Source organism: Corallococcus sp. AB038B (genome assembly GCF_003668955.1).
Classification (GTDB): Bacteria; Myxococcota; Myxococcia; order Myxococcales; family Myxococcaceae; genus Corallococcus; species Corallococcus exiguus.
The window spans coordinates 266522-278533 of sequence record NZ_RAWO01000009.1 but is presented as its reverse complement, the minus strand read 5'-3'; the positions used below and the strand labels follow the sequence as shown (position 1 = coordinate 278533).

Genomic DNA, 12012 nt, shown 5'->3' with positions numbered 1-12012 from the left:
CCAGCGCCGCGGGCTGGCGCGGAGCCGGAAACGCCTCACTTCTTCGCGAGCAGGGCTTCCAGCGCGGCATGGGGCTCCGGACTGAGTCGCTCCGAGGCCAGCCGCAGGGCCCGCCGCGAGAGCTGTGCGTAGAGCGGAGCGATGTCCGAGGGCAGCGCCGCGAGGTGTGCCGCGACGACGCCCGCGTCCCCTCGGACGATGGGGCCGGTGAGTCCACCCGAGAGACCGCGCGCTTCGATGCCTCGCAGCGCCGAGCGCATCAGCGGCAGCAGGGCCTTCAAGGCCGCCTCGGGTTCGATGCCCGCCGTGCCCAGTGCGCCCACGGCTGCGTCCGCCAGGGCCACCAGTCCACCGGCGCTCAGCACCGCGCCCGCGTGGTAGGCGGCCCGGTGCGCCTCCGGCACGTCGAACATCGCGAAGCCCACGTCCTCCGCCATGCGCTGGAGCACGGCGCGCAGGGCAGGGGAGCGCGTGCTGATCGCGGCGGTGTGGCCCGCGAGCGAGTCCCACGCGGAGGACACGGCGCAGAGTGGATGGAACGAACCCACCGCGCGGCCCCGCTGCGTGCCCAGCGCGGAGAGGGGGAGGGCGCCCGCGGTGTGCACCAGCGCCACCGTGCGCGGCAGTTCGCGTGACAGGGCGTCGGCCATCGACGGCACGGCCGCGTCCGGAACGCACAGCACGCAGACGTGCGCCTTCTTCAGGTCCGCTGGGGTCGCGGGCTTCAGGCCCAGGGCGCGCGTGCGCTCATGGCCCGCGTCGTCACGCGAGTACACGCGCACGGGCCAACGCTTCGCCTGCAGTGCCAACGCGAGTGCACCACCGAGCCGCCCCGCGCCGACGATGACCACGGGGACGCGCTTCGCCTTCGCCGTCACGGAAGAGCTGGGCCGGCTTCGCGAGCCCGCCGTGCGTGGACGCGCCGGATTTTCGAGCTCGGAGCGAACGGTGCCGCTCCGCGTGCTCCGGCCTCGCCGCGCCACCGTCAGGCGGCGTCCCGGGCGAACTGGAGCTGACCGGCCTGCACGGCCACTCGCACGCGGTCGCCCGCGCCGAACTCTCCGGAGAGGATGCGCTCCGCCAGGGGGCCTTCCACCAGCCGCTGCACCACCTGGCGCATCGGCCGCGCGCCCAGCATCGGGTCGAAGCCGCCGGACTTGAGCAGGTGACCCACCACGTCCGTGCCCGCCGTGTAGACGATGCCGCGCTCGGTCGCGAGCCGCTTGCTGCTCTCCGCCAGGATGAGCGTGGCGATCTTCGCCACCTCCTGCTCCGCCAGCGGACGGAACGGCAGCCGTTCGTCGATGCGGTTCCACAGCTCCGGCGGCAGCGCCTTGCGCGCCGTGTCCGACGCCATGTCCAGCGCCTTGCCCTCGGCCGCGTCCGCCGCGCCGAAGCCCACCGCGCGGCCCGTACGGCTGAACGCCTCCGCGCCCAGGTTCGTGGTCATCACGATGACCGTGTTCGAGAAGTCGATGTGCCGGCCCTTGCCGTCCGTCAGCCGCCCCTCCTCCAGCACCTGGAGCAGCAGCATCTGCACCTCGCGGTGCGCCTTCTCGATCTCGTCCAGCACCACCACCGACGACGGCCGACGGCGCACCGGCTCCGTGAGCTGTCCGCCTTCACCGAAGCCGACGTAGCCCGCGGGCGAACCGATGAGGCGCGACACGCCGTGGGACTCGGACATCTCGCTCATGTCCAGGCGCACCAGCGCGTCCCGGTTGCCGAACAGCACCTCCGCCAGCGCCCGCGCCATCTCCGTCTTGCCCACGCCCGTGGGGCCCAGGAAGAGGAAGCTGCCCATGGGACGGCGCGACGCGAAGCCCGCGTAGTTGCGGCGGATGACCCGCGAGATGCGCACCACCGCGTCGCCGTGGCCAATCACGCGCTCCGCCAGGTCGTTCTCCAACCGGAGCAGCCGCGCGGAGTCGTTCATCAGCAGCCGCTCTTCCGGCACGCCCGCCAGCTTCGCCACCACGCGCGCCACGTCCGCCGCGTCCACCCGGTGCTTGCCCTCGCGGTGGCAGCGGCTGCCCGCCAGGTCCACCACGCTGATGGCCTTGTCCGGCATGAACCGGTCCGTCACGTAGCGGCTCGCCAGCGACGCGGCCGCCTCCAGCGCCTCCGGCAGGTAGCGCAGCGCGTGGTGCTCCTCGTAGCGCCCGATGATGCCCTGGAGGATCTGCACCGTCTCCGGCACCGACGGCTCGTTCACCACCACCGGCGTGAAGCGCCGCTCCAGCGCCGGGTCCGCCGCGATGAACTTGCGGTACTCGTCGTGCGTCGTCGCCCCGATGCAGGGGAACTCGCCACGAGCCATCGCCGTCTTCAGCTCGTTGGCCGCGTCCTGCGGGCCCTCGCCCGTGGAGCCCGCGCCCACCAGCGTGTGGATTTCGTCGATGAAGACCACCACGCGCCCCTCGCCCCGCCGCACCTCTTCCTTCAGGGCGTTGAGCTTCTCGGAGAACGAGCCGCGCAGCTGCGTGCCCGCCACCAGCGTGGCCATGTCCAACTCGATGAGGATCTTCTCCGCCAGCGTGCCTCGCAGGCCCATCAGGCGCTGCGCCACGCCCTCCACCACCGCCGTCTTGCCCACGCCGGGCTCGCCCAGCAGGCACGGGTTGTTGGTGCGGCGCTTGCCCAGGATGTCGATGACCTCCTCGACCTCCCTCGCGCGGCCCACCACCGGGTCCAGCTTCCCCTCGCGCGCGGCCTGGCTCAGGTTGCGGCCCATGGACGTGAGCATCGGGAACGCCTTGGCGTCCAGCGTCAGCGGCTGACCCTTGGCCTGGGACGGCGGAGTCGAGGACGGCTTGACCACGGGCGCGGGAGGCGGCGGGGCGGGCGGCGTCGCGCGGGCGACCGGGGCCGGCGGCGCGGGCGGCGCCATGCGCGGCATCGGCGGAGGCGGGGCTTCCGCGACGGCGTCCTGCGTCACGTCGTCCTCATCCACGTCGATGAGATCTCTCGGCGACAGCGCGGGCGTCGTGCGCGCGGCCGGCGGCGGGGTCGTCACCGGGGGCGTCATCACCGGAGCCGGCGCGGGGGCCGGACGCGGCACGCTCAGCGCGAACGTGGAGGAGGGAAGGGGAGACGGCGGCGCTCCCACCGGACGGCTCACCGGCGCGCGCGTGGCCACCGCCTGGCCGTAGCCCGGCTGGAGCCGGCGCGGCAGTCCGCCATTCGTGCAGTAGGCGAAAGCTGTGTTGGACAACGAGATGAGGTCCAGACCCGTCCGGCCCAGCAGGTCGCTCGCGGCGCAGCGCCTGCGGATGATGGCGATGAGCAGGTGCAGGCAGTGTGCCTCGCCTTCTCCGGTGGTGCTGGCCAGCTCGCGGGCGCGCGCGGTCAACTCCTGCACCACGTTGCCCGTCTCCGCCGGGGCCTCCGTGATGAGTTGGAGGAGGGCGTCCTCGTCCACGCCCTTCTCCTTCAGGAGGCGCTGAGCACGGTTCTCCACCGTGAAGAGCGCCAGCAACACGTGGGCCGACGTGGGCTTCTGGGCGACGCTGCGGGCGATGTCATGCGCCTCATGGAGAACCTGGGCGAGATCCGTGCTGTCGACCATTCATGCTCCGGCAAGCGTCCAGCCGAGCGGAATACACCGTCCGCCGCTCCGCCGCAAAATTTAGGCTACAGACCGCTACAGGATGGATGCAAGGCAGGGTAAACCTTGGGCCGCGGCCGGATTTCGGTTGGCTGCCCGCCCGTTTCCCGACTCAATTCAAGGGACCGGGCAATCACTCCGGGAGGGCTGCGTAATCCGCCCAGAGACCCCATCCCTATGACCTCCCTTGCTCAACCGGCGCGCGTCTTCGTGGACCCTCTTGGGGGGATGCGCGCCGCCGTCGAGGCCCGGCGTTGGCTGTGGCCCCTCCTCATCCTCGCCTTCTGCGTCGCCATCTCCGGCACCGTCTACGCGCTGCGCTGGGACGCCACCACCTCCATCGTGGGCGCCCTGCCCACGGACTCGACCGCGTCCAGCGTGTCCGAGTCCGACATCGCCGAGCAGATTCAAACCGCGTCGCGCAAGGCGCTGGTGGGCGGCATCGCCAAGGGGCTCATCGTGATGCCCCTGATGGTGCTGGCGCTCGCGTGCATCCTCTGGGTCGCGGCCTGGCTCTTCAACAAGCCCGCGGCCTTCGGGCAGCTGATGACGGCCGCCGCGGTGGCGCTGCTGCCCATCGCGCTGTACCACCTCATCTACGCGCTGTGCGCGGGCTACCAGCACTCGCTCACCGACCTGCGCGCGGAGCGGCTCGTGCCCTCCAGCCTGGCCCTGTTGGACGGCCTGACGCCGAAGATGCAGCGCGTGCTCAAGGGCGTGGACTTCTTCAACCTGTGGAGCGTGGGCCTGCTGGGAGTGGGCTTCTCCACCGCCACCGGCATGCGCCTGGGGCGCGCGCTGGTGCTCATCGGGGTGATGTACCTCATGTACGTGGGTGTCTTCTTCATCGGCCTGCCGGCGGGAGGTGCGCAGTGAGCGCCTTCCTCGTTGTCGCGACGCTGCTCACCGCTACGCCCATCACGCTGGAGGAGACGCGCCAGCTGGGCCGGAAGAACACCCAGGCGCTCCAGGCCGCGTTGGATGTCGCCGTGGCCCAGGAGGACCAGCGCGTGGCGCGCTCCGGCCTCCTGCCGCAGGTGCAGCTCAGACTGGGCCCCAGCCTGGACTACGTGGGCCGGCGACGGCAGGTCTTCACCGTCCCCATCAGTGAGACGGAGACCGTCACGCGGGAGGTGGTGGCCACCTCCAACACGGCGGACAGCTACTCCGCGTCCCTGGGCGTGTCGCAGGTCATCTACAACCGGGGCCTCTGGAAGCAGCTGGAGCAGGCGGGCGTCAACGTGGACGCCACGCGCAACCAGTCCATTGAAGAGTCGGATACCTCCGAGCTGGAGGCCATCCGCCGCTTCTTCAACCTGTTCCTGTCGCAGGCCACGCTGGGCGTGCTCAACGCCACCGCGCAGCGCAGCGAGGTGCAGCTGGAGCGCGCGCGCGCCCTCTTCACCGCGGGCCGCGTGGGCAAGTCCGAGGAGATCGCCGCCCAGGTCAACCTGGGCAACGACCGCATCAACATCGTGCAGCGCCAGAACCAACTGGTGGCGGACCAGGTGCAGCTGGCCGTGTGGCTGGCGCGCCCCGGCACCGAGCTGCTCCAGGCGGTGGACCCCGGCGTGTTCCAGCAGGAGCCCGCGCCCGCGCCTCCCCTGGATGACGCCATCAAGCAGGCCCGCGAGCACCGCGCCCTGCTCAAGGCGCTCCAGCAGCGCGTGCAGGTGGCGGAGCTCCAGCGGGCCATCGTTCAGGGGGACTACATCCCCCGCGTGGGCCTGTCCGCGCAGTACTCGCACAACAGCCAGGCCCCGGGCTCGTTCTTCAGCGAGCCCGGCTACGGCAACATCTTCAACGGCGGCGTCACGCTGACGTGGGACCTGTTCAACGGCTTCAATACCGACGCCCAGTCCGCGCGCGCCCAGGTCAACATCCGCAAGGCGGAGCTGACGTTCGCGCAGACGGCGCGGGAGCTGGAGGCGGAGGTGCGCCGCTCCCACCAGGTGCTGGAAGGACAGATTGCCTCCGCGAAGCTCGCGGCGGACAACCTGACGGTCGCCCAGCAGGGCCTGGCACTGGCGGAGGAGCGCTTCCGCGCGGGCGCCGGCTCCACGCTGGACGTGCGAGACGCGCAGCTCAAGTTGACCCAGGCGGAGCTGGTGTTGCTCCAGAGCCGCATCGATGTCGAAATCGCCCGCTATGCCCTGTTCCGGGCCATGGGCACGCTGAACCCGGGAGACTCACAATGACGTGGTGGAAGGCGGCAATCGCCGGCGCGCTGTTGCTTGGAGCGGTGGCCATCACCGTGGGCGGCCTGCGGGACCGGCCGCCCCCGACGCAGGAAGTCCAGATGGCCAAGGCCCGCAAGGGCACCATCACCCGCACCATCACTGGCGCGGGCAAGGTGCAGGCGGCCACCACCGTGAAGATCTCCTCCAACCTGTCCGGCGACCTCGTCGCCCTCAAGGTGAAGGACGGTGACCCCATCACCAAGGGGCAGGTGCTGGGGCAGATCGACAAGCGCTACTACGAGGCGGCCGTGAAGCAGGCCACCGCGTCCCGCGACGCGGCCCGCTCCGAGGTCCAGGTGTCGGAGGTGGACACCGTGCGCCAGCGCGCGGAGCTGGCTCGCGTGCAGGGGTTGGCGGAGAAGGGGCTCGCGTCCGCCGCGGAGGTGGAGCAGTCCCAGGCGGTGGTGGACACCGCCGCGGCGCGCCTCGCGGCCGCCAAGCAGCGCGTGGCCCAGAGCAGCGCCGTGCTGGAGCAGGCCTCCACGGACCTGGCGCGCACCACGCTCCTGTCCCCCATCGACGGCAACGTGATTGAACTGACGCGTGAAGTGGGCGAGCGCGTGCGCGGCTCCGACTTCTCCGAGGACGTGGTGATGACCATCGCCGCGCTCAACCAGATGGAGGTGAAGTTCGAGGTGGGTGAGCACGAGGTCGTCCACCTGAAGTACGGCCAGCCCGCGGAGGTGACGCTGGACGCGCTGGAGGGCCAGTCCTTCACCGGCACCGTGGTGGAGATCGCCCAGAAGGCCACCATCAAGAACCCGGGCACGGAGGCTGAAGTGACGAGCTTCCCCATCACCGTTGCCCTGGACGCGCGTCCGCCGGGTGTGCTCCCCGGCATGAGCGCCGAGGCGCGCATCAGCGCGGAGACGCACAACGACGCGGTGCTCGTGCCCATCCAGGCCGTCACGGTGCGCGCGGAGCGCTCGCTGCCGGACTACCAGGCGCCGGTGGAGGGCACGTCCCTCACCGCCAAGCGCCGCACGGAGTCGCTGGCCAAGGTCGTGTTCGTGGTGGACAACGACAACAAGGCGCAGGTGCGCCGCGTGCGCACCGGCATCGCCTCCGATACGGAGCTGGAGGTGCTGGAGGGCCTGCAGGTCGGGGACCGCGTGGTGGAGGGCCCCTACCGCACGCTGTCCAAGGAGCTGTCCCACGGGGACGCGGTGCGCGAGCCGGAGAAGGCCGCGGCGAAGGGCAAGTCGTGACGTCGGCCCCTGCACCGGACGCGGGCCCCCTCATCCAGGTGGAGGGGCTCACGCGGGCCTTCTTCGTGGGCGGTGAAGAGGTGCGCGCGCTGCGCGGCGTGTCCTTTGGCATCCAGCGGGGTGAGTGGGTGGCCATCATCGGCCAGTCCGGCTCTGGCAAGAGCACGCTCATGAACGTGCTGGGCTGCCTGGATACGCCCACGAGCGGTCGCTACATGCTCAACGGCAAGGACGTGTCGAGCATGGACGACGACGACCTGGCCGTCATCCGCAACGTGGAGATCGGCTTCATCTTCCAGACGTTCCAGCTGCTTCCCCGGGAGACGGCGCTCGCCAACGTGGAGCTGCCGCTGGTGTACCGGGGCATGGGCGCGAAGGAGCGGCGCGAGCGGGCGAAGGCGGCGCTGGACAAGGTGCAGCTCACGCACCGCATGCACCACCGGCCCAACGAGCTGTCGGGCGGTCAGCGCCAGCGCGTGGCCATCGCGCGGGCGCTGGTGTCGGAGCCGTCCATGCTCCTGGCGGACGAGCCCACGGGCAACCTGGACTCGGCCACCGGCGAGGAGATCGTCAAGCTCTTCGAGCAGCTGCACCGCGCGGGGCACACGCTGGTGCTCGTCACGCACGAGCCCAAGCTGGCCGCGCGCTGCCCCCGGGCCATCCGGTTGAGTGACGGGGAGATCGTCGCGGACGGGCCGGGGCCGGAGGTGGCGCTGGGCGTGCACGCGGCACCCCAGGCGGGCACCGCGTGAGCTTCCCGAAGGGCTTCCGCGTGGACGTGCTGGAGGGGGCCCGCATCGCGGTGTTCTCCCTCCGGGCGAACCGGATGCGCACGGTGCTCACGACGCTGGGCATCGGCATTGGCGTGGCGACGCTCCTGGCCATCGTGGGCATCATCCAGGGGCTCAACGCGTCGTTCGACAAGCAGCTGGCCACGCTGGGCGCGAACACGATCTTCATCTCCAAGTACCCCTGGATGGTGAAGGGCAACTGGTGGCTCTACCGCAACCGGAAGAACTTCACGCTGGAGCAGGTGGCGCAGCTACGGGCCCAGGCGGACTTCATCACCGCCATCTCCCCGGCGGTGCTGCGCACTTCCGACGTGTCGCACGGCGCCCTCCAGGTCTCCAACGTGCGCATCAACGGCGTGTGGAGCGACTACCTGGCCATTGGCAACTACGAGGTCGTGTCCGGACGCTTCCTCACCCGCGCGGACGAAGAGGTGAACCGGGCGGTGACGGTGCTGGGCGCGGACGTGGCGGCCTCGCTCTTTCCCAGCATCAGCCCGCTGGGGCAGACCGTTCGCATCGACGGGCGGCCCTTCCAGGTGGTGGGCACGCTGGGGCGCAAGGGGAAGGTCGTGGCGGAGAACATGGACATGTCCGTGTTCATGCCGTTCAAGACCTTCAACTCCAACTTCGGCAAGGGGCGGCCCATGCAGATCGCCATCGCCGTGGCGGACGCGGGGCAGATGGCGAAGGTGGAGGACCAGCTGGTGGGCATCATGCGGCGCGTGCGCGCGACGCCGCCGGGCCAGCCGGACGACTTCAACGTCAACCGGACGGACTCGCTCGCGGCGACCTACGAGCAGCTCACCGGCGCGCTCTACGCGGTGGCCACGGGCGTGGGACTCATCACGCTGTTGGTGGGCGGCATTGGCATCATGAACATCATGCTGGTGTCGGTGCGTGAGCGGACGCGGGAGATTGGGGTCCGCCGGGCGCTGGGCGCGCGCCAGCGCACCATCGTGCTCCAGTTCCTGATGGAGGCCTCCAGCGTGTCCGCGGTGGGGGGACTGTTGGGGACGACGGTCGGGTTGGGCACGGCGAAGATCGTGTCACTGGTGACGCCGCTGGCGGCGGACGTGCGCCCTGGCACGGTGGTGGGCGGGGTGGCGTTCGCGGCGTTGGTGGGCCTGCTGTTCGGCATCTGGCCAGCCGCGCGTGCGGCCCGGCTGGACCCGGTGGAAGCGCTCCGCTACGAATAGGGCAATGCGGGCCTTCCTGGACAACTTGCGGCTGGCGCTCGGCACCTTCCTGGGCAACCCGCTGCGCTCGCTCCTGACGCTGGTGGGCATCGTCATCGGCGTGGCCACCGTCATCACGATGATGGCCCTCATCGAGGGCCTGCGCGAACAGGTGAACAAGAACCTGGGCAGCCTGGGCGCGCACACCTTCGAGGTGACGAAGTGGCCCACCGGCTTCGGCCGCATCAACTGGGCGAAGTACGCCAAGCGCAAGGACCTGCTCGGCGACGACGTGCGCGCCATCGTGGAGTCGTGTCCCTCGGTGGGCGCGGCCACGCCCCTGGCCCAGGAGTGGGGCAAGAAGCTGACCACTGCGTTCCGGGAGACGCCCCCTTCGGTGAGCATCCTGGGCACGGAGCCCACGTACCTGGAGACGAGCGGCGTCGTCGTGTCGACCGGCCGCTTCTTCAACGAGACGGAGACGCTGGATGGCCGCCCGGTGATGGTCATTGGCGTGGACCTGGCGGACACGCTCTTCCCGGGCATGAACCCGGTGGGCTCCGAGGTGCGGCTGCAGGGCCGGCCGTTCCAGGTGATTGGCGTGCTGCAGAAGCGCGGCAGCGTCATGGGGATGGCCAGCCAGGACAACCAGGCCATCCTGCCCATGCGCGCCTTCCAGCAGTTCTACGGCAAGAACCGCTCGGTGGAGATCGACATCCAGGCGCGCGACGGGGCGTCGTTCCAGAAGGCGCAGGACGAAGTGGTGAACCTGATGCGCCGCCGCCGGGGCCTCACGCCGCAGGAGCCGAACGACTTCGAGCTGCACACCAACGAGTCCATGACGGCGTCCTTCAACGAGCTGTCGCAGGTCATCGCGCTCGCGGGCGTGGGCGTGTGCCTGCTGTCGTTGGTGGTGGGCGGAATCGGCATCCTGAACATCATGCTGATGTCGGTGACGGAGCGGACGCGGGAGATTGGCATCCGCAAGGCGCTGGGCGCGCGCCGCCGCCGCATCCTGGGCCAGTTCGCCACGGAGGCGGTGATGCTGTCGTTCGTGGGCGGGGTGCTGGGGCTGGGGCTGGGCTTCGGATTCGTCTTCCTGGGCAAGTGGGTGCTGCTGTTCCCCATGAGCGTGCCGGCGTGGGCCGTGGCGCTGTCGCTGGGGATGAGCTGCGGTGTGGGGCTTCTCTTCGGCATCTACCCGGCGTCGCGCGCGGCGCGGCTGGATCCGGTGGAGGCGATGCGCGCGGAGTAGGGAGCCGGAATGGGTGACGCACTGGCGGAGGCGCGGCGGCAGGCCTCCGGAGACGACCTCGCTTCGCTGCGCAGGCTGGACGCGCTGATGGTGCGCTCGGGCTTCCGGCACTCGGACCGCACGCCCCGGGAGTGGGTGGCGGAGCTGGTGGCGCAGGGGAGATTGCGCAGGGGAGATACGTACAACGCGCACGAAGCGCTGCGGGCCATCGGCCTGGGGGCGGTGCCCGCGCTGCTGGAGGTGCTGGCGAATCCCCAACTGGCGGAGAAGGAGTCCGCGGACGCGAACATCCGCTTGAACGTGCTCGAGGCGTTGATGGCGCCGAGCCCGCCGCCCCGGTGCGCGGTGCCCGCCGTGATGGGGCTCTTGTCCCGGCCGAGCGCTCGGGTCCAGCGCCAGGCGATGCGGGCCCTGGTGTACCTGCGTCCCCGGCCCACCCGGCTCGCGGTGAAACTGTTGCTGGAGGCCTGCCAGGACAAGACACAGTGGCAGGCGCGAGCGACGGCGCTGGACGCGCTCGCGACGCTGGACGGTCCCGTCCCGGACGACGTGCTGCACGAAGCCCTGAAGAGGCTGTCGGACGAGAGTCCCTACGTCCGCCGCTCCGCGCTGCGCCTGCTGGGCCGGTGCACCCCGCCTTCCGAGGCGGTGCTTCACGCGCTGGAGGAGCAGGTGGTGCTGGACGACGAGAGCCGCGTCGTCGCCCTCCAGGTGTTGTCCTGGCTGTCGCCCTCGCGTGCGCTGCCCCTGCTGGACAAGACGGCGCGGGGACTGGTGGGCCTTCTTCCGAATGACCGGGACGGGGCGCGGCAGGGGCTCTTCGCGCTCCATCTGCTCGCGGGGATGGGGGCGCAGGCCCGGCCGGCGGTGGGCCTGCTGCGGCGCGTGGTGACGCATGCCGTGAAGCGGGGACATGGAGATCCCTTTACCTGGCGCATGCGCGTGCACGCCGAGTCGGTGGCGGACGCCATCGTCCGGAGTGTCCCGTTGCCCGTGGAGGCGCGGACCGCGGGGCCGGGCTCGCCGCGACTGGCCCTGGCGCTCGCGGGGCCGGGGCCGCTGACGGTGGACGCGGAGCATCCGGACTCCGACCGGCTGCAGGCCTGGGTGGATTCGCTGGGGCCGCTGAGTCAGGAGGAGGAGGTCCGGCTGTGCGTGGCGGTGGCGCGCGTCGCGGCGCGTGTCTGGGACAGGCATGGGCCGGAGAACGACGGCGCCCAGTCGGCCCTCCTCGCGCTGGAGGAGTGGGTCCTCGCGCCGGATGAGGCGCACCAGCGCCAGGCGATGGAGATCGGCTTGTTCGTCCCCAGCCAGCTCCTGGCGTCGGAGTTGTTCAACGCGGCGTGGTGCCTCCACTACGCGACGCTGATGGTGGCGGACGCCGAAAAGCGGCACGTGGGCTTTACCGGCCTCACACCCAGGGAACCCGAGCACCTGTTGGCGACATGCGTCTTCGCCGCGTACCGGGCGCTGAGGAGCGGCGCCTGCATGACCGTGGACGAGGGGTGGAGAGACTCCACCCTCACCTGGAAGCGCACGTCCGACGAGGCGCTGGCCTTCCTCCACCGGGCGATGGTGGACGAAGTGCTGCCCTGGGCGCGGGGGGAGTGGGATCCGATTCGCGACGTCCTGCGAGAGCGGCGCCGGCTGCTGATGGAAGAGTGAACACGCCAGTGTCATGGCGGTGATGGCGCTCACCCGGTAGGGTGATCCCGTCCCTACCGGAGGGGGGCTGC

The 12012-nt window shown here is 70.9% G+C and carries 9 protein-coding genes; 7 read left to right on the top strand and 2 right to left on the bottom strand.

What is annotated here, in order from left to right; translation table 11 throughout:
* Positions 1-35: 35 nt before the first annotated feature.
* Entirely contained in the window at positions 36-878 is an 843-nt protein-coding gene (locus tag D7Y04_RS29860; protein WP_121761470.1) for a Rossmann-like and DUF2520 domain-containing protein, read from the bottom strand.
* Positions 879-985: 107 nt separating this feature from the next.
* On the bottom strand, positions 986-3568 hold the full coding sequence (locus tag D7Y04_RS29855) for an AAA family ATPase (RefSeq protein ID WP_121761469.1): 2583 nt from the start codon (positions 3566-3568) through the stop codon (positions 986-988).
* A gap of 216 nt (positions 3569-3784) precedes the next feature.
* Here D7Y04_RS29855 and D7Y04_RS29850 point away from each other — a divergent pair, with 216 nt between their 5' ends.
* From D7Y04_RS29850 to D7Y04_RS29820, 7 genes are all read left to right on the top strand, one after another.
* A complete protein-coding gene (locus D7Y04_RS29850) occupies positions 3785-4483 on the top strand; it encodes a YIP1 family protein (RefSeq protein ID WP_121761468.1) in 699 nt (232 codons plus the stop codon).
* On the top strand, positions 4480-5805 hold the full coding sequence (locus D7Y04_RS29845) for a TolC family protein (RefSeq protein ID WP_120598155.1): 1326 nt from the start codon (positions 4480-4482) through the stop codon (positions 5803-5805). The genes D7Y04_RS29850 and D7Y04_RS29845 overlap by 4 nt, the downstream gene beginning before the upstream one ends.
* The gene (locus tag D7Y04_RS29840) at positions 5802-7055 is read left to right on the top strand and encodes an efflux RND transporter periplasmic adaptor subunit (RefSeq protein ID WP_120598156.1); all 1254 of its coding nucleotides are present in this window, start codon (positions 5802-5804) and stop codon (positions 7053-7055) included. Before D7Y04_RS29845 ends, D7Y04_RS29840 begins: the two co-directional genes overlap by 4 nt.
* Positions 7052-7807, top strand: a complete 756-nt coding sequence (locus D7Y04_RS29835; RefSeq protein WP_120579769.1) for an ABC transporter ATP-binding protein — start codon at positions 7052-7054, stop codon at positions 7805-7807. Before D7Y04_RS29840 ends, D7Y04_RS29835 begins: the two co-directional genes overlap by 4 nt.
* Positions 7808-7881: 74 nt before the next feature.
* The gene (locus tag D7Y04_RS29830; RefSeq protein ID WP_233601640.1) at positions 7882-9042 is read left to right on the top strand and encodes an ABC transporter permease; all 1161 of its coding nucleotides are present in this window, start codon (positions 7882-7884) and stop codon (positions 9040-9042) included.
* Between the two features lie 4 nt (positions 9043-9046).
* Positions 9047-10276, top strand: a complete 1230-nt coding sequence (locus D7Y04_RS29825) for an ABC transporter permease (RefSeq protein ID WP_121761466.1) — start codon at positions 9047-9049, stop codon at positions 10274-10276.
* A gap of 9 nt (positions 10277-10285) precedes the next feature.
* Positions 10286-11941, top strand: coding sequence for a HEAT repeat domain-containing protein (locus D7Y04_RS29820; RefSeq protein WP_120598797.1), 1656 nt, complete (start codon positions 10286-10288; stop codon positions 11939-11941).
* Positions 11942-12012 lie beyond the last annotated feature (71 nt).